The 19,611-nt window shown below is 60.5% G+C and carries 9 protein-coding genes and 1 pseudogene; 3 read left to right on the top strand and 7 right to left on the bottom strand.

Translation table 11 applies throughout. The features are described from left to right. Positions 1-3 precede the first annotated feature (3 nt). The gene (locus ABJ99_RS19945; RefSeq protein ID WP_054087277.1) at positions 4-5,973 is read left to right on the top strand and encodes an NEL-type E3 ubiquitin ligase domain-containing protein; all 5,970 of its coding nucleotides are present in this window, start codon (positions 4-6) and stop codon (positions 5,971-5,973) included. 53 nt (positions 5,974-6,026) lie between these two features. Here ABJ99_RS19945 and ABJ99_RS19940 read toward each other — a convergent pair whose 3' ends face one another. After that, positions 6,027-6,767, bottom strand: a complete 741-nt coding sequence (locus ABJ99_RS19940; protein WP_054087276.1) for a tellurite resistance TerB family protein — start codon at positions 6,765-6,767, stop codon at positions 6,027-6,029. A gap of 297 nt (positions 6,768-7,064) precedes the next feature. Here ABJ99_RS19940 and ABJ99_RS19935 point away from each other — a divergent pair, with 297 nt between their 5' ends. Beyond that, entirely contained in the window at positions 7,065-9,152 is a 2,088-nt protein-coding gene (locus ABJ99_RS19935; RefSeq protein WP_054087275.1) for a hybrid sensor histidine kinase/response regulator, read from the top strand. A gap of 60 nt (positions 9,153-9,212) precedes the next feature. Here the strand turns inward: ABJ99_RS19935 and ABJ99_RS19930 are convergent, their stop codons facing one another. The 3 genes from ABJ99_RS19930 to ABJ99_RS19920 form a co-directional block, all read right to left on the bottom strand. Further along, complete coding sequence (locus ABJ99_RS19930) at positions 9,213-10,319, bottom strand: NADH:flavin oxidoreductase/NADH oxidase (protein WP_054087274.1); 1,107 nt, start codon at positions 10,317-10,319, stop codon at positions 9,213-9,215. Between the two features lie 114 nt (positions 10,320-10,433). Next, on the bottom strand, positions 10,434-12,149 hold the full coding sequence (gene recJ, locus ABJ99_RS19925) for a single-stranded-DNA-specific exonuclease RecJ (RefSeq protein ID WP_054087273.1): 1,716 nt from the start codon (positions 12,147-12,149) through the stop codon (positions 10,434-10,436). Between the two features lie 58 nt (positions 12,150-12,207). Continuing rightward, the gene (locus ABJ99_RS19920) at positions 12,208-12,750 is read right to left on the bottom strand and encodes a YaeQ family protein (RefSeq protein WP_054087272.1); all 543 of its coding nucleotides are present in this window, start codon (positions 12,748-12,750) and stop codon (positions 12,208-12,210) included. A 349-nt stretch (positions 12,751-13,099) separates the two neighbouring features. On the opposite strand from ABJ99_RS19920, the pseudogene ABJ99_RS19915 reads away from it, so the two are divergent. Further along, positions 13,100-13,940 (top strand): annotated as a pseudogene (locus tag ABJ99_RS19915) (TIGR02285 family protein). A 125-nt stretch (positions 13,941-14,065) separates the two neighbouring features. On the opposite strand, the gene ABJ99_RS19910 reads toward ABJ99_RS19915, so the two are convergent. The 3 genes from ABJ99_RS19910 to ABJ99_RS19900 all read right to left on the bottom strand — a co-directional run bounded on the left by ABJ99_RS19910 (position 14,066) and on the right by ABJ99_RS19900 (position 19,532). Beyond that, positions 14,066-14,362 carry a DUF3509 domain-containing protein gene (locus ABJ99_RS19910; protein ID WP_054087271.1) on the bottom strand — a complete coding sequence of 99 codons (297 nt, stop codon included), beginning with the start codon at positions 14,360-14,362 and terminating at the stop codon, positions 14,066-14,068. A gap of 186 nt (positions 14,363-14,548) precedes the next feature. Further along, positions 14,549-15,832, bottom strand: coding sequence for an EAL domain-containing response regulator (locus ABJ99_RS19905; protein ID WP_080378238.1), 1,284 nt, complete (start codon positions 15,830-15,832; stop codon positions 14,549-14,551). Between the two features lie 124 nt (positions 15,833-15,956). Next, positions 15,957-19,532 (bottom strand): ATP-binding protein, encoded by a 3,576-nt coding sequence (locus ABJ99_RS19900; protein WP_054087269.1) that lies wholly within the window; start codon positions 19,530-19,532, stop codon positions 15,957-15,959. Positions 19,533-19,611 lie beyond the last annotated feature (79 nt).

The raw sequence follows: 19,611 nt of genomic DNA, 5'->3' as shown, positions 1-19,611 counted from the left end.
CTGATGCTCGATTCATTACAGTCGGACAGCGCTCCGACAAACTCTCATGTGCACACTATAAAAAACAAGACTCCCGATTGGCTGCTTCAGGCCGGACCGACCGTTCATGCGACCCTGCGCAAATCCTCCCGGCATGCGCCGCGCTGGCTGAAGGACGCCCGTACATCCAGCCCCGCGCAGCTCGACGAGCTGCAACGGCTGTACGCCGAGCACCGCCGCAACGAGCAAACAGTCGGCCCGACACTGGATCGCCTGTCGACGCTGGAAGACTTCGCAAAACCCTTGCTGACAGCGGCCATCAAAGAGCGCTTCGGGCTGGACATCGACGTCGCCAATACCTGGCTGTTTCACGCCAGTCGCGCCACGGTCGACTCGTCGTTCGTGACAGCCTCCAGGGACCCGATAACGCAAGCGAATGCGGCGCTGAAAGCCGCCAACCAGACCTTGCTCGCCGCAGCGCTACAGAACTTCGAGGCCTGGGAAACCGCCCCGGGCGCCATGGACTCGGACGCGGGCACCAAGGCCGAAGTGTTTTCGTCGTTCGAAGTCATTGGCAACTACATTGGCGGCAAATCCGTACCGATTTCCCCCATGGCGTTCGCGGCGCTGTGCCGCGAACTGGACCTGGGCGGCAAGTACCAGGCGCATCTCAAATCCGTCTTCAGCGCACCTTCAACGCCCGAAGAAACATCCGCCGCCGCAGCATCGAGACTGCGCAATGACTTCATGCAACTGGAGTCCTCCGCTATCAGGCTGCAATTGCAGATCGCCGCGCTTCAAGGGCTGGTCAGCGAGCCGCTACAGAGTGCGCTGCTGCAGATTCTCGATGGCCGACAAGACGTGCGGCTCGATGACAGGCCGGTCAACTGCAGCGTACTGTGTCTGGGCGATGTCGAGTTGAATGGCCTGTTTGTGATCGGCAAGGATCGGGACACGGCAACCGCGCTGGAAACGATTGTCGTCTACATACCCGACGATCCCATCGCGCCGCTGAAGGAGTACGCCTCGGTCCCGGTCTTCATAAACTCGCTGCGCGACCGCATGTTCGTCAAAGGGTATCTGAACTTCTTCAAGCGCTTCATCCCGGCGCGGCACCGAAATGCAGTGCTGGAGCAACTGTTCGAACGTCTGCATCCCAAGGTCAGGAAAGGCGGTATTTTCGAGCGTCAGTGGCTGGAGCGCGAAGAAGATCGCAACGCCCGCCTGCACCTGCGAGAAACCCCGCTGAGCGGCCCGTTGCTGGAAGAACTGTACGATCGCAAACAAGCCGTACTGCGCGACGACGCCTTGTTTCAGGGGGTGCCGACGGCGGATGAGGATCAAAAGACGTTCGACGAGCGCGTGCAATATTTCAAGAGCAAAGCCCTCGACGTCTTGAACATTGCGAGCTTCGTCGTCCCGGTATTGGGTGAACTGATGCTGGCTGTGACTGCCGCGCAGCTGATTCACGAAGTTTACGAAGGCGTGGAAAGCTGGGCGAAAGACGAGAAACAGCAAGCGCTCGACTATCTGTTCGATGTCGTGGAAAACATTGCCCTGATGGCGGCCCTCGGCGCTGCGACGGCCGGAGGCGCAGGCATTCCTGCCCTGCACGTGCCCGAGTTCGCCCGCGATCTGAAACTCGTCGAGTTGCCGGACGGCACGACACGTTTGTGGAAGCCCGACCTCACGCCTTTCGCGCATGACATCGTGCTGCCCGCCAGTCTGCAGCCCGACGCCGCAGGCCTGTACACATGGCAGGGCAAGCAATGGCTGCCCCTTGAAGGACGCACCTATTCCGTCAAACCCGGCAAAACCGGCGATGGCTACCGGATGCAACACCCGACCCGGGCGGACAGCTACCAGCCCGCCTTGCGGCACAATGGTGCCGGTGCGTGGCTGCACGAGCTGGATCAGCCGCTGGACATGGAGGGCCTGACGCTGTTCCGCCGCCTGGGCTACTCCAGCGAGGCGTTTTCCGACACCACAGCCCGGCACCTGCTGAACATCAGCAACACCTCTGAAGCGGCGATGCGTCAGGCGCTGGCAGATCAGGTACGCCCGCCCGCGCTGCTCGAAGACAGCGCCCGGCGGTTCCGGCTGGACCAGGCAATCGACCGGTTTATCGAGCAGATGGCAGCCAACGACCCGACAGCCTCAGCCGCACTGCAACTCGAACTGTTGAGCCAGTATCATCGCTGGCCGAACAACCGGGCGCTGACGCTGGTGGATGCCGAAGGCAACACACTTCAGACCTTCCCCCCGCCGCACGAGGCGGTAACCCGTGACAGCCTCATCACGATTCGTGTCGACCAGCCTGATGCCCTGCGCCAGGCGCTGGAGAAACTGAGCAATCTCGAGATCCGCACCCTGCTCGACGAAGAGTTCGGTGCAGGCCAGCCGAGTGTTTCGGCGCGGCTGAACACGCTGCGGGCGACATTGACGGCGCGTGCCAAGGAGACCCGGGCCTGGTTGTTCGAGTCACGTTACCGCGCTTTGAACGTTGCCGATGCAGACGGAGCCCAGACCCTTCAGAACACCTTTTCCGGGCTGCCACCTGCGGTTGTGCAGGAACTGGTCGGCCACGCAACGCCAGTAGAACGAGCGCAACTGATCACGGAGCGCCGCGTACCGTTACGCATCGCCGAAGAGGCCAGCGTGTATATGCAGCACATACGATTGGCGCGGGCCTATGAAGGGCTTTATCTGACATCGGTATCCAGCGCCGATACCGATTGCCTTGCGCTGCACAGCCTTGAAGCGTTGCCGCAATGGCCATCGCGGGTCAGGCTCGAAGTGCACAATCGCTTTTTCGGTGGCCCGCTGATCGACAGCATCGGGCCGCAGGATGCGCCGATTCGCAAGGTGCTGATCAAAGACGGCAACCGTTACGAGGCCCGTGACGCCGACGACCGCCATCTGCATGGCCTGGATGATCTGTATTCGTCCGTACTCCACGCGTTGCCGGATGCCGAGCGCAACCAGCTGGGCTTTCCTCATACCGGTCAGGGCCAAGCGCTGGCGGCGCTGGTCCAGAACAATCCCCTGCCGCGCCAGGATCTTGCGCCCTTGCTGAACATGCAGGCCATCAAGCCTGGTTCCCGATCGCCCATGCGTCTGGCCGACGGCCGCCTGGGTTACCCGCTGAGCGGTCGCGGCGAGGTCGACTGGCACATGACCGACGAAAGCCTGCTGGACAAGATCCGCATACTGGAACTGGAGGACGCGTTCCCGGAGGACATTCTCAGCCGCCTGCGGCAGACCGGTTGGAACAACCGGGAAATCGATCAGCGCCTCAACACACTGTTGGGAGAACAACTGGATCTGCGGGCGAGCCTGACTGCCTGGACCGATGAAATCATCGCAATGCCGCCCATGAGTCAGGCGCATATCGACAGCCGGGAGCGCATCAGTGAGGCGATCTGGAGCCACTGGCGTCTCAACAATCTGCCTGAGATCGGACGCACCGTCGAACCGCTGCGCCTGCAGTATGTGTCCCTGACCGATTTCCCTCGCTACCTGCCGGACTTTGTCTATGCCCGGGTGACCGGACTGCATCTGGAAAACATCTCGATCGAACCCCGGCTGCACACCAATGCTGCGGTTGCACAGCCGGTTGACGTGAATCTGCCTCGTCAGTTAACCAACACATTCGAGCTGGGGCACTTCCTGCAACGTTTCCCCAATGCACGATCACTGCACCTGATCAGCGAGCCCAGCGCCGGACTCGATCCACAGTCGTCAGTGTTTCTCAACCTGCCGCAGTGGGTGTCCAGCATGCTGCCCCAGCTCGACGAACTGGGGCTGATCAACCAAGGCATCTTTCTGGACCAGATGCAGATGAACCACTTTCGCAGCATGCCCAACCTCCGGACGCTGGACCTCAGCGGCAATCGAGTGGTCAGCATGATGCCTATGGATCTGGACTGGCTGCATCTGGACCGACTGGTGCTGGAGCGCGTAGGCCTGCACCGCTGGCCTAACTGGCTGACCGATTTGATCCCGAACAACATCCGCGAACTCTCGGTGGCACACAACAACCTGACGGAGCTGCCGGGCTGGATTCTCGACAACCCGCCCAGCGCAGGCAATCAGACCCTGATCGATTTGCGCGGCAACAGCCTTTCCCGGCACACCGCGATACAGGCACGCATCAACGAGTCCGTATCCAGTCGCTCGTTCCGGTTTGTCATGGATACTCCGCTTGCTGTGCAGGCCGCCGTGAACATGCAACTGCAGCAAGGGGCCGAACTGATTGCAGCGCTCGATGAATGGAGCAATGCCTCCAGTTCGCTGTCCATTCCGAGCGAGCACACACTCGCAGCACGCCGCCAGATCGGCGCGGTGCTGATCAATCACTGGCGAACCTTCAGCCTGGGGCAGATTTACAACCCGCTGCGTTTTGCCGACATCGCGCTGGTCGACTTCCCCCGCCACCTGCCGGAGTTTTTCTATCGCCAGGTGCGCCACTTGCACCTGAACCGAATCACCGGAACGGCAGCGGATCTCGATCAGCTACTGCGCCCCATGACTGAACTCAGTTCGCTGGAAATAACGGGGCATGTCACACCGCTGGGCCAACTGCCACCAGCCTTGCTGGAGCTCCGAGCATTGCGCTCGCTTAGCCTCAACGACCAAGGGCTGGTGCTCGATCAGCAGCACATCGATTTCTTCAGCCGTCTGCCGAGGCTGGAGCGACTGGAACTGGAAAACAACCGGCTGGGCGCCATCAACAGCCTGTCAGGCCTGCGGAACACTGGACTGACCTGGTTATCGCTGAACAATGTCGAGATGAGCGAATGGCCAGCCTGGCTGGATGACCTTGTTCCAGGGCAACTCACGACGCTGCTGCTTGAAAGTAATCTGATCCACGAACTGCCGGAAAACATTCTTGCCAATCCGCACAGTCAGTCACACACGGAAATCAGCCTGATGAACAATCCGCTCTCCGAAGAGACCATGCGCCGTGCACAGATGTCAGAACGTTACGGGCGTGCTTACACCTTTGACATGGACGTGCCGCAGGAGCTCGCGTGGGAATGGAGGGAAAACGCCGACGCTAATAACTCCAACGACTCGATCTCGGACTACATATCCGAAGGAAGTCGTACTCCCACGCCGGATTCGATCACTGTCGAGCCTTGGCTGGACGATGCCAACCCATTGAGCGGCGAGCGCCGACAGATATGGGAGCAACTGGAAGCCGGCGAGCATGCCGACCACCTGCTGGAGCTGATCAGTTCGCTGCGCCAAAGCTCTGATTATCGCAATACCGCCCATCGAGCAGCTTTTCAGGAGCGTGTCTGGCGCGTGCTGGCAGCGGTGAATCAGGATCCGCAGTTACGCATGACACTGAACGCGATTGCCGAGGAACCGGTCAGGCTGCTCCGCGATAACAACACCTGTTCGGACGGTGTTCTTCTGGAGTTCAACCAGATAGAAGTGCTGGTGTTCACCCGTAAGACCGTGCAGGACGTGGTATCCGAGCGACGCGGTGCAGCGCTTTATCAGATGACTGTGCAGCTTTATCGCTTGTCCGAACTGGACGCTGCAGCCCGCGAACAGGCCGGAACAAGAGACGAAGCCGAAGTCCGTCTGGCGTACCGCACGCACTGGGCAAGCGCACTGGAGTTGCCAGTACCACCTGGGGGAATGCTGTTCGAAGCCCATGCCGCGCTTCGGCCAGGAGAGCTGGACACCGCCCTTTTGCGCGTGCAGACCGGCGAGCAGGGTGACCCGTTCCTGAGCTTTGCTGCACAGCAGGATTATTGGGTCAGCTATCTGCGAGAAGCCCATCCAGGCCGGTTTGACGCACTTGAGCGTCTCTACCGAACCGATCTGACACACCTGACCGATGAGTTCGAGCAACGCAATATCAATCTGGACAGCCCGGAGTACGAAGCCCGGATCCGGGAGTTCGAAGCGCGCTTCAAGGATCAGCAAGCAACGCTGATCAGAGAACTGACCAACGCCGAGGGGCTGGAACACCGTTGATAAAGCGGGTCGTCTGACACCTGTGTCGGCATCAGGCGACCCGCAGTGAAAGCTTACTGAGCGTCCTTGACCTGCCCTTCCAGCTCGGCCTTGAGGCCAGGGTCGAGTTTCAACTGACGGGCCAGTTCATCCAGGTAGGCACGCTCCATGAAGTGCTCCTGATCCACCAGCATCACGCTGGCGATATACATTTCGGCAGCCATTTCCGGGGTGGTCGCAGTCCGGGCCACTTCGGCGGGGTCCAGCGGTTTATTCAGCTCGGCCTGTAGCCAGTGCTGCAGTTCCTGATCGGCGCTCAACTTGCTGAACTCGCCCTCGATCAACTCACGCTCGCGCTCATCAACGTGACCATCCGCTTTCGCCGCAGCAACCAGTGCCCGCAGGATCGCCTGGCTGTGCTGCTCGGCTTCGGCCTCAGGCAAACGGTCGATAGTCTGCGGTTCGCGCTGGCCGGTTACGCCCTGACTGGCCTGCCAATTGTTGTAAGCCTTGTAAGCCAGCACCCCCAACGCGGCCAGACCGCCGTAGGTCAGAACCTTGCCGCCCATACCCCGGGAGCGCTTGCCCTTGAGCAGCCCCATGGCTCCAGCGGCCAATGCACCTCCGCCCGCGCCGGATATCAGGCTGCCCAGGCCACTCTGACTGGCCCCATTACCTTTACCGCCCAGCAGGCTGCCCAGGCCGTTGATCAGCGACTCGCCGCTCGAGGACTTGCCGGACTTACCGTGAGCCTTGTCCTGTAACAGGCTTTGCCCGGACTTGAGCAGTTGATCGAGTAAACCACGCGTATTCACAGGAAACCTCCGATTGCGGTTGTCAGATGATTCATTGACCAGCAGTTTGCAGAGAAATCACCTGCCGCCGGTCAGTGGTGTGCTTCGGGATGTTACGGATGCAACGGACCGCCATTCATCCACTCGTGCCTGATATCGACTGAATCGCTTGCAACCCCTGCCGGTCATGAACGGTCAATGAAGGAAGACCCACATAACAAAAATGCGCACCTACACGCATTCGAATCGATTTTAAGCGTAAGCATCTTCATTTGAATGCCTTGCATCAAGATACAGTCCGCGAGGAGCGTGCCTTAAGTGATATCCCCTAATGGTTTTCCGGCAGGCGACAGCAAGGCGGCAGAGACTATTCGATCAAAGGACTGGAATCGAACATCGCTCGGATCGATCGAGCGTTGGCCGGCGTCGCTGAAAAACACCCTCAATCTGATCCTGAACTCACCGGAGTCGATGTACCTGCTCTGGGGACCGGACCTGATTTTTTTTCACAACGATGCCTACACCCCCATTCTCGGCCCGCGCAAGAATGAGGCAATCGGCGCGCTGGTCACCGACCTTTGGGCGGACGTCTGGGATCAGGTCGCCCCGCTGGTCATCGACGCCCTCGCCGGCAAAGCGTGTCATTTCCAGAACATGCCGCTGCGCATGGCGCGTTATGGCGAAACCGAGCAGACCTGGTGGTCTTTCTCGTTCTCCCCAGTGATCGATGAACACGGCGCGACCGTCGGCATGTTCTGCATCACCAACGAAACCACTCAACACGTCCTCAACCAGCAAGCGCTGCTGGACAATGAGCGGCAACGTCTGGAACTGATCGACAGGCTGGTCAGTCTGGAAAAACGCCAGACGGCCACACTGGAGCAACGCACCCACGAACTGGACACTTTCTGGGAACTGTCTCCCGACCCGCTGGCAATACTTGATTTCAACGGTATGTTCTTGCGGGTCAACCCGGCCTGGACGGCCATCCTCGGCCGCACGCAGGAGGAGTTGCTGGGCAGCTCGATCATGACCCTGCTGCATCCGGATGACGTCGATAACACCCAGAGCGCTTTGAAACACGCGGCCAGCCACGTTCTGCCACTGTTTGAAAACCGCTACCAGCATGTCGACGGGACGTATCAATGGTTCGGCTGGACCGCAGCGCCCGGCAACGGAATCATCTTCGCGCTGGGCAAGCACCTCAACCATGAAAAGCAGCGCATCGAGGCCTTGCGCGTCGCCGAGGAGACATTGATTCAGTCACAGAAAATGGAAGCGGTCGGGCAACTGACGGGTGGCCTGGCACATGACTTCAATAACCTGCTGATGGGCATCACCGGCAACATGGAGCTGCTGCTGTCACGAATCAGGCAGGAGCGCTTCACCGAACTGGATCGCTATATCAACGCAGCGCTGGAAGGCTCACGGCGCGCGGCTTCGCTGACGCACCGGCTGCTGGCCTTCTCGCGACGCCAGACGCTGGCCCCCAAAGCGACCGACATCGATCATCTGGTGGCGGGCATGGACGAGCTGATAAGGCGCACCGTCGGCCCCGCCATCGACATGCAGGTGGTGACGTCGCACGGCTTGTGGTCGACGCTGGTTGACCCGCATCAACTGGAAAACTCGCTGCTCAACCTGTGTCTCAATGCCAAGGACGCCATGCCGGACGGCGGTCGCTTGTTGATTCAGACGGCCAATCGCACGCTGACCGCCACGGCGGCCGCCCGACTTGGCTTGCCTGCCGGGCGCTACGTGGAACTGTCTGTCAGTGACACCGGCGCAGGCATGGGCAAGGACATCATTGGTCGCGTCTTCGATCCGTTCTTCACCACCAAACCCACCGGCATGGGCACCGGCCTGGGCCTTTCGATGATCTACGGTTTTGCACGCCAGTCGGGCGGCGCCGTAAACATCGTCTCGAACGTCGGAGAAGGCGCAAAAATCTGCATTCTATTGCCAATGCATAAGGGTGAGGCTGAAACCTTGGCGCTAGACAGCGGCGAACTCCAGGTGCCAGCACCAGGCACCGGCGATGAGACCATCCTGGTCGTCGATGACGAACCTGCTGTGCGGCTGCTGATTGCCGAATTGCTTGAAGACCTGGGCCATGTCGTGCTGCAGGCGGAAAAAGGCAGTGATGCACTGGTCATCCTGCAATCCAAGGCCGCCATCGATCTGCTGATTACCGATGTCGGTTTGCCCGGCGGCATGAACGGGCGGCAGGTGGCCGATGCGGCACGGGACGTGCGCCCGGATCTGAAAGTCCTGTTTGTGACTGGCTACGCTGAAAACGCGGTGCTGGCTCACGACACGCTGGAACCGGGCATGCATGTACTGCCAAAGCCGTTTGCCATTGCCGAGCTGATCAGCCGCGTGACGGAGTTGCTGGAAGGCGAATAAAAAACCGGGCGCTTGGCGGCGCCCGGTTCAGGATGCTTCGACCCGCCCCGAAACCAACGGTCAGTCGCGCAGATCCGACTCGTGAATCGGCTGATCCCGATGCGTAGCCCGTTGGTACTGTGCCGGCCAGGTCGCCTGGCGGCCGCCCAGATCTTCATCGGCACGCAGTGGCCAGTACGGATCACGCAGCAGCTCGCGGGCGAGCAGAATGATGTCGGCCTGACCGGTACGCAGAATGTGCTCTGCCTGCGCCGGATCGGTTATCATGCCCACCGTACCGGTGGCAATATCCGCCTCTTTGCGCACCTGTTCGGCGAAACGCGTCTGATAGCCCGGGCCGACCGGAATTTCAGCGTTCGCTGACGTGCCACCGGAAGACACATCAATCAGGTCGGTGCCCAATGCTTTCAGGCGACGGGCCAGTTCGACCGTTTCCTCGGCATTCCAGCCGTCTTCCACCCAGTCGGTGGCCGACACGCGAACGAACAACGGCAGCTCTTGCGGCCATACAGCACGGACCGCTTCGGTCACTTGCAGGGTCAGGCGAATCCGGTTTTCGAACGATCCGCCGTACTGGTCGGTACGCTGATTGCTCAATGGCGACAGAAATTGGTGCAGCAGGTAACCATGCGCTGCGTGGATTTCGACCACTTTGAAACCTGCGGTCAATGCGCGTCGCGCGGAGTCGACGAAGGCCTTGATCAGTTCCTGAATCTGCGTTTCGTTAAGTTGCACTGGCGCTGTGTGCTGCGGATCGAAAGCGATCGCCGAAGGCCCGACCGGGGTCCAGCCGCCTTCAGTCAAAGGCACACTGCCATGCTTGCCCAGCCATGGTCGCCAGGTGCTGGCCTTGCGACCGGCGTGGGCCAGCTGAATGCCCGCCACCGCACCTTGCGCATTGATGAAGCGCGTGATGCGTTGCAGCGGCTCGATCTGTTCGTCGCTCCAGAGACCAAGGTCTTCGGGTGTGATGCGCCCGTCCGGGGTGACCGCCATCGCTTCGCTGATGACAAGCCCGGCACCGCCGACGGCGCGGCTGCCCAAGTGCACCAGGTGCCAGTCGTTGGCCAGGCCGTCGACACTGGAATACTGGCACATCGGCGAAACAGCGATGCGATTGCGAAGGGTCAATTGGCGCAGTGTATAGGGTTCAAGCAGCAGACTCATGGCAACCTCTCGTAGTGACAATTCAGTTGTCCGGACCCGGTTCATTCACAGAACCGATTCCAGTGGACCGTAAAGTGTCGACAACCCGGCGGCGAGAGGGGTTCCTGCTGATTTTCAGCGTGGCGCGAGGTGGACCACCATCAACTGTACGGTTTCGTTACCGCGAAACTCGTTCAGATCCAGCTTGTACGCCAGCTCGACCCAACGGATGTTGGGGTTGGGCCAGACGTCGCGGTCGACGCTGAAGGCGATGCCATCCAGTTTGACGCTGCCGCATTCGGTCTTGAGTACCATCTTCAAATGGCGCTCGCCCACCACACGTTGCTCAACCAGCTGGAACACGCCATGAAACAGCGGCTCCGGAAAATGCTGGCCCCACGGACCGGCATTGCGCAAGGCGCGAGCCAGTTCAAGATGAAATTCTTCGACGGCCAGCGAGCCATCCGAGAGCAGGCGCCCGGTCAAATCCTGCTCGTCGAGCTGCCGGCGTACTTCCAGATCGAACGCGTCGGCAAAGGCCGGGTAGTTTTCTTCCGGCAGCGACAGGCCGGCAGCCATGGCGTGGCCGCCGAACTTGCTGATCAACTGCGGATGGCGTGCCGCCACAGCGTCCAGTGCATCACGGATATGAAACCCCGGCACCGAGCGGGCCGAGCCTTTGAGCACGCCCTCCCCGGCGCTGGCGAAAGCGATGGTCGGGCGGTGGTAACGTTCCTTGAGACGCGATGCCAGAATGCCGATCACGCCCTGATGCCACTCGGCATCGAACAGGCACAGGCCAAACGGCATGGACTCCAGCGGCAGATCCTTGAGCTGGGCCAGCGCCTCACGCTGCATACCCTGCTCGATGGATTTGCGGTCCTGATTCAGCTCGTCGAGCTGCACGGCCATTTCCCGCGCCAGCACAGGATCGTCGCAAAGCAGGCATTCGATGCCCAGGCTCATGTCATCCAGACGCCCCGCCGCGTTCAGACGCGGGCCGAGAATGAACCCCAGGTCAGTGGAGGTGATGCGCGCCGGTTCGCGACGGGCGACCTCGAGAATCGCACGCAAGCCCGGCCGGGCTCGACCGGCGCGAATACGCATCAGGCCCTGATGCACCAGAATTCGATTGTTGGCGTCCAGCGGCACGACGTCGGCCACGCTGCCCAGCGCGACCAGATCCAGCAGCTCGCCCAGATTGGGCTGAACGCGCTGACTATTGTCGAACCAGCCGACTTCGCGCAGCCGGGCACGCAAGGCCATCAGCACGTAAAAGATCACCCCGACACCGGCCAGCGATTTGCTCGGAAAGCTGCAACCGGGCTGGTTGGGATTGACGATGGCATCCGCTGCCGGAAGCTCTGAACCGGGCAAGTGGTGGTCGGTCACCAGCACTTGCAGGCCCGCCGCCTTAGCCGCCGCCACGCCCTCGACGCTGGAAATGCCGTTGTCCACGGTGATCAGCAACTGCGGTTCGCGTTGCAACGCCACTTCGACGATTTCCGGGGTCAGGCCGTAGCCGTACTCGAAGCGATTGGGCACCAGATAATCGACATGCGACGCGCCCATCAGGCGCAGGCCCAGCACGCCGACCGTGCTGGCGGTCGCGCCGTCGGCATCGAAGTCACCGACGATCAGCATGCGCTGATCTTCACGCAAAGCCGTTACCAGCAGCTCCACAGCAGCATCGATACCCTTGAGCTGCTGATACGGGATCAGGCGCGCCAGACTCTTGTCCAGTTCCACCTCACTGGCCACGCCCCTGGCTGCGTACAGGCGAGTGAGCAAGGGCGGCAGGTCGCCGAGGAAAGGCAGGGTGTCAGGCAACGGACGGGGTTCAATGCGCATGCGGGTCAGCTGATCTCTTTGGCGTGTTTTTCAGAAGAATACTCAATGCAGGCCGATGTCAGCCGCGTTCACCCGCCAGCCAATGCAACTGCACTTCGTGCTGGCCGCGGTCGTCGGTAACGAAGATTGTGCCTTCGCTGATCATCACGTCCCATTTGATGACGCGCGGCATGTCTTTAGCCAGCACTTCCAGTATTTCCTGCGGCACCGCAGCAATGTTGACGTTTTTCAGATTCTTGATCGCCGGGATGACTTTGCCTTCCCAGACGCGCAAGCTGCCGTAGGCGAGCAGACTGGTGCGCTCGGTACGCCGCGAGCACCAGGTCAGACGATCCGCGTCCGGCTGACCGACTTCGATCCAGTGCAGCACACGATCATCCAGACTTTTTTCCCATAGCGCCGGCTCGTCCACATCAGACAGGCCTCGGCCGAACGCCAGCTGCTCGTTGTACCAGAAGGCATAGGCCAGCAGACGCACGGTCATGCGCTCTTCGGTTTCGGACGGATGCCGGGCGATGGTCTGCTTGACGCTCTCGTAAACCCCGCGATCGAGGTCGGTGAGGTTGAGTTCGAATTTGTAGGTCGTGGACGGCTGGGCCATGAACGGGCTTCTAGAGTCTGAAGGGAAGACGGCAAGTCTAACCGATGCCGAGGCTGCGAACTAACTTGCTCGCGAATGTGATCTGCCCGGCACAGGCTTGCGGTGATTTGCGGGAGACGAAAAAATCGATAGTCTGAAACAAAACCCTGATACAGATTATTTTTTCAAGACTGCTACGCAGCGCCACAGGATGTCGGTTTACGATCGCCGTGGGCAGTCTGTATGTGACGCGGCAGATGCTGCCTCACTCCAAGACCTGCGACCCATCACTCCTGATTGTGCAACCCCTTTTCGAGGATGACACCAGCGAATGTCCTTTCCTGCCTCGTACTGCGTGACGATTCGGCTGCTGCTCGCCTCGTCGCTGGTCGCCATGTCCTGTTTCAGCGAAGCCAGAGAGACGCTGACCTGGCTGCTGCGCGACATACCGCCTTCGACGATTTTCTCGGGAAACCTGCGCGGGCAAGGCGCGATCGATCAGTTGATGCCTCTGCTGACGGCGCGCATGCCTGAATACAATCACGTGCTGGTGCGGGTGAATCGTGCCAGAGGGCTGCAAATGCTCAACGACAGCACGGAACTCAGTTGTGACCCGACTATGTTGTGGACTGCCGAACGTGCCAAAACCATCCTGTTCTCCATCCCTATCGTTGCCATCCTGAGCAGCGGTCTGGTCGTGCGCAAGGAAGATCTGGCCAGGTTTTCCACCTTTATCGAGGACGGAAAAAATAGACTTCGCGGCGCTGATGGCCAGCCACACCATCAAGCTAGGTGTGGTTGCCGAACGCAGCTACGGCGTGCTGATCGATGAGATTCTGAAAAGTGTGGATGAAGGTTCGCTCGTAGAGCATTACGGTAACGACGCCGTTGGCAGCCTGCTGCAGATGGAGCGTCTGGGACGCTTGCAAGCCTTCATCGGCTTCTGGCCAGAAGCTCGTTACCAGGCGATGCAGCAAGGTATTGCCCCCGAAGAATTGAGCTTTCTGCCCATCAAGGGCAACCCTACGTACCAATTCATCTACATCAGTTGCAGCAAATCCCCGGCAGGCGAGCAGGCCATTACGAAGATCGATCAGGAAATGCGCGTGCTGCGGGTCGACAGCCTGATGGGCTTTTACGCGCAATGGCTTGATCCGTCACAACGAGCGGGCTATCTGGAAGAAGTCAGGGCGCTGTTCCAGAAGGACTGATAATACGCAATGGAAACCCCGTGCAGAGGTGCCTGCTCGGGGTACGGCATGACCGTTGTGATCGCTACGCCAGCCCATGATCACCGACACGCAATGATCGAGCGTGGCGCAGCCGCCAGGCGACATCAGGAAAAAGCAGGGGCACTCACGAACGCGCGACTGCTCGCGGCATTACGCATCGCAGCAATGACACAAGGCTCTATTCGCCCTTCTGCCACCATCAAATCACGTCGCAGGCCATCAACAACGTCCGTGAGCTGACGCTTGTCGTTCAATTGATCGGCGCAAAACGTACGCTCGATCACACGGGCACCGGTAGTGTCTTTAAGGGTAACCAGACGCTCGCCTCGGGACCCCGCCGGGCCAATACTGGCCTGATAAGGAGCCAGCGCTTCGCTTAGCAGTAAGCTGACATTTTCCATCCGGATCACCACTCAACAGTTTGAATGCAAAGGTGCTTACCAGTGACCATCGGCACGAGCAGAAAGTTCTTTCTATTCCCGCCGGGAAGCAACACCGGTCTGTGAATTCGAGCATGCCTGCTGAATGTGACAGGGAAAAAACCACAGCCTGTCGAGGTCAGTCGCCGGCAGACGACGCTGCGTGGTTTATTGATTTTCAGGAAACGAGCGGCCCTGAGCCCTGGCCTCGGCCAGTACATCTTGCAGGTAGCTGTCGTCCCGCTCTGCAATCCAGTGCAACAGGTCTGCTGCAGCCATTGGCCGGGCAATGAAATAGCCCTGAATGGCAGGATCGCCCAACGCCAGCAGGCAACGAAAATCGTCGGCGGTTTCCACACCTTCAACCACCACCGACATGGACAACCGCTGTGCCATCAGCATCGCACCGGCCACCACTGCTGACTTGCGCGCATCCTCGGCCATGCCACGCACAAACTCGGTGGGTATTTTCAGTTCGCTGAAAGGGAGCTGCAGCAGTCGGTCGACATTCGATGCGCCCATGCCGAAGTCATCGATCGACAACTTGCAGCCCAGCATGCACAACCTCAGAAGTCCCTCCAGTTGCCAGGTTTCAGGCCGGGCGGCATCCTGCTCGAGCACTTCCAGCGTCAGTGCATGTGCCGGTACGCCATGTCGCGCCAGCGCCTGCGTGATCTGTTCGAAAAAATCTGCCTGTTGCAGCACCTGCGGGTCGATATTGACCGCGACCGAAAGCGCCTCGCCCTGCTCGCGCAGGACCTGCGCAGACAGCTGTAATGCCTGGTCAAGCACACGCCAGGTCAGCGGGACCGTCAAGCCTTGCGCTTCAATGGTCGCGATGAAGCGCCCGGGGGCCAGCAGACCATGCAACGGGTGTTGCCAGCGAACCAGCGCCTCGACTCCCAGCACCTTGCCACGCAGGCTGACCTTGGGCTGAAAGTGCGCCACCCACTGCTCGGCCACTGACGCGATATCGGCAGGTCTGCTGCCTGTCGGGTGAAAAAGCTCCGAGGCCGACAGCGCGCTGAACAGATGAGGACCCGAGGACTGCTGCGCCGGATCGGATTCACCGGGGATGTAAGTCTCAAGCAGCTCGCACAACGCCGCGGCCGAAGCAGGTTTCTGCAAATACCCCAGCACTTGCAGCCCCCGAGCGAGCGCCAATTGCGCGACGCCCTCCAGCACACAGGTGGCGGAACTGCTGAGGATGATCAGCGCTTTCGCCTGCGCGTTTTCGGCCAGGAAGCGAATCATTTCGAGGCCATCCGGGCCGTCCATCTGCAAATCGCAGATCGCGATATCGACCGGTCCCCGGCTCTCCAACGACTGTTTCGCCACCGCCACGCTTTCGGCCGCCAGCACGTCGAACACCTGATTGGCATTGAGCATCTGGTGCAGCGCCATCAACTGAAAGGGATGGTCTTCGAGAATCAGAACCTTGAGTGAATGCACTGTCATGCCTGCCGAAATCCGGCCGTCTTGCCCGGAGGAACCCTTAGTCTAGTCAATCCAGCGGCAGCGCCCCGCAGGACACGTGGTGAACACGACGGCGATTGCAGGACTTGTGGCCTACCGCTCAACTCTTTGTTACCGCGACATCGGGCACTTCAAGCAACTGCGCCTCGATGTCAGCGCGCAGACAGGTGATCGCTTTTTCAAGCGCTGACCAGCACTCCGGCACGCCGGCCTCGCTTTTTTGCCTGACATGCCGGTCAAGCGCGGCACAGGCGCTGGCCAGCGGCACTGCGTCAACCAGACTGCCCGCGCCCTTGAGACGATGCAGCGACGCGCTCAGGGTGGTCCAGTCCAGCGCCGCCACCGCAGGCTCAAGCAGCGAATGCTCATGCAACAGGTTTTTCCACAGCTCGCTCAGCAATCGCTGCATCTGCTCGGGGCTGGCGCGGGTCATACGGTGCAGTGCGCCCATGTCGAACGTCTGCTCGCGCACCACGTCCGCCAGTTCCTGTGCCAGACGCGCCAGCGACAGCGGCTTGATCAGCAGTCCGTCCATGCCTGACTGCTCGCAGCGCGCAGCTTCGTCAGTCATCGCGTTGGCGGTACAGCCAATCACCGGGCACCGCTGACGCAGCTCTTTCGCCTCGATCTGGCGTATCGCCTCGGTCAACGCATAGCCGCTGATGCCAGGCATATTGCAATCGGTAATGACCGCATCAAACTTCGCCTCGTGCCAGATCGCCAGTGCTTCCTCACCACCGTCCACAGACTCGACCCGATGGCCCAGAAACCCGAGTTGCCGACTCAACACCAACCGATTGGCCGACATGTCATCGACCACCAGCAGGTGCAGGCTGCGTGTGTCGAGTGCAGGCGGCGGGGTTTCATCGACGGGCAGCAGCGGCTCGCTGACCCTGGTCAGCGACAAATCGAGGGTGATCCGCGTGCCCTTGCCCGGCTCGCTGTGCAGGCTGATGTCTCCCTGCATCAGTTCGACCAGTTGCCGCGTGATACTGAGCCCGAGCCCACTGCCGCCATAGCGCGCGGCCGTGTCGTCGCTGGCCTGGGTGAAAGGTTGAAATATCTGTTGCTGCCGCTCCGGCTTGATGCCAGCCCCGCTGTCTTCGACACTGATCCGCACGCGCGATGCATCGACGGGCTCATCAGCCACCTCCACTCTGAGGACAACCCCTCCCTGGCGGGTGAACTTCAAAGCGTTGCCGAGCAGGTTATGCAGGACCTGGCGCAACCTCAGCGGGTCCAGCCAGTAGTGACCTTCCACCTGTTCGGTAACTTCAAGACGCAGTTCCAGGCCCTTCTCCTGCGCCTGAGCCGAGAACAGCTCAATAACCTCCTCGGCAAGCTCGCGAAGTGACGTCGCAGCCAGTGACAATTGCAAGCCGCCCGCTTCGATTCTGGCCAGATCGAGGCTTTCACCGATCAGCGCAACCAGCTCGCGGGCCGAGCGGTGCGCCACCTGCAAGCCTTCGGAAGGCGTATGGCCCTGGCGCGCCGCCTGCGCGCATTCCAGCTCCAGCAGCCCGATGATCGCCCCCATCGGCGTGCGGATTTCGTGGCTCATGCTGGCCAGAAAAGCGCTTTTTGCCTGACTGGCCTGGTCGGCCTGATGCCGGGCGGCCTCGAGTTGCCGTTCCAGCAGCTTGCGCTCGGTGATGTCTATCCAGCCGCCCAGCAAGCCCTGCAATTGCCCATCGGCACCGAAGAACGGAACCGTCCACTGCCAGACCTCCATGCGCTTGCCGGACAGTTGAATCGAGCGATCGCTAAAGGCCGGTTGGTGGCTTTCCAGCAACTTGAGGTAGTCGGCATGCATCTGCTCGGCCAGTTGACGCGGAATGAGATCAACATCCGTCAGGCGTCGGCCGTTCATCTGCTCGAAACTGATGCCCAGGCTCTGCTCGTAAGCACTGTTGCAGGAAATCATTCGGCCCTTGAGATCGCGCACGTAGATGGGGTTGGGGATGCCATCGAGCAGCGCGCGCTTGAAAGCCAGTTGATCGTTGAGCAGCCGTTCTGCCTTGCGCCGCTGAAGAATCTGCACCTTGAGGCGGCTGCTCCAGGCCAGCGATACCAGCCCGGTCAGCAACGCCAGCGCCACGACCCAGAACACCCACTGCGGAATCCGTCCCCAGAGTGAAGGTTGAGGCAGCGACGAACCCAGCCATTTCAAACGGATCGAGCGCAATTCGGCGACCGGAAACTCTTCCAGCGCCTTGTTGAGAATACCCAGCAGCTCGGGCTGGGTCTTGGTCACCGAAAAGCGGTCCGGTGACCACTTGCCATCGACACTGCGCGCCACTTTCAGCTGCCCCGACGGGTACAGGTAGGCGCCTGCCTCATTCTGAATGGTCGCATCGGCAACGCCGCTTTCGACCAATGCACGCCCCTGATCATAGGTGTCCACCGAGCGCAGTTGAATCAATGGGTGCTCAAACTTGATCAGGTCTTCGAGCGCATGCCGGGCAGGCAGCGCCAGGACCTTACCGGCCAGGCTGTCGAGAGATATCTGCGACGAGTCGTCAGAGCGCACCACGAACACCCAACTGTTGCCGCCGAACGAATAGGTAAAGTCCAGAAACCGTCGGCGCTCTGCATTCTCCGCCAGCGTGGTATTCATGTCCGCCTGCCCCGCGCGAAGCACCTCGATGCTCTGCTGCGTGGAAGGCACTTCCCGATGGATGAACTGCAAGCCGGTCATGCGCGAGATACGCGCCAGCACATCAACGTTGAGGCCCACCCAATGACCGTTCTTGTCCTTGTAGATGTACGGCGGATGCTGCGTGGTGGAAACGATCACGCTGGGATGTTTGAGCAACCAGAGCCGCTCCGCGCCGGTCAAGCGAATCCGTTGCCCCTCGACATCCGCACCCAGCCCCAGCGTCCAGCGGCCCAGCACTTCACGGCCGACCGATGGCGCGATGCTGCCCAGCGCACGGTCGATCAACGCAAGCAGGCGCTGCTCGTCCTGACGTACAGCAAACGCGAATCCTGCGGGCGGCAAGCGGCTTTCGAACTTGATCTGCAAACCCAGATACGGCCGCAGGGCCATGTACGACCGCACAATCACTTCGTTACCGATAAAGACGTCCACTTCGCCCTGACTCAAGGCCTCCAGTGCGCTGTAAAGGTTCGGCGCAATGATGATCTCGCTGTCCGGGTACGTGCGGTGAGCAACCTCCGAATCGGCATAACCGTCCAGCAGGACCACTTTCTTGCCGGCCAGGCTTGCCGACGGACTGAGATCGTTGCCACGCCCGACCACCACCGAACGGTCAGGCATGTACTCGGAAGAGAACGCCAGCCCCTTCACGCCTCGCTCAAAGCCGTTGGCACTGGTCAGCAGATCGAGCTTGCCGGTGCGCAACGCCTCAATGGCCTCTTCACGCTTGGCAAAACCGGTGACCTGCATCGGGATATTCAACTGGTCACTGACCAGCCCCAGATAATCGGCGCTGATGCCTTGATAACGGTTGCGGTCACTGGTGATGTCGATCGGTTCGTAATCAGCGATGGCAATACCGACCCGAATGACCTTGCGCTGATCGAGCCATTGCCGGTCCTGCGACTCGATGACGAGATCGTCAGACGCCACAAAAGGCGCGGCCAGGGTAAACGGTAAACTTTGCGCGGCATTGACGGTGTGAGCGAAAAACAGGGCCAGCAGCACCCATACCATGCGACAGGCGCGGTCCCTTGCTGTTTTGCCTGTCTTCCTGACAACGCTTTGTATACGTGCTTGCTTCACAACGACTGAC

The organism is Pseudomonas syringae pv. cilantro, from assembly GCF_001293775.1.
Lineage (GTDB): Bacteria > Pseudomonadota > Gammaproteobacteria > Pseudomonadales > Pseudomonadaceae > Aquipseudomonas > Aquipseudomonas syringae_P.
The sequence above is the reverse complement of the archived record's forward strand: the minus strand, read 5'-3'. Positions and strand labels throughout refer to the sequence as shown.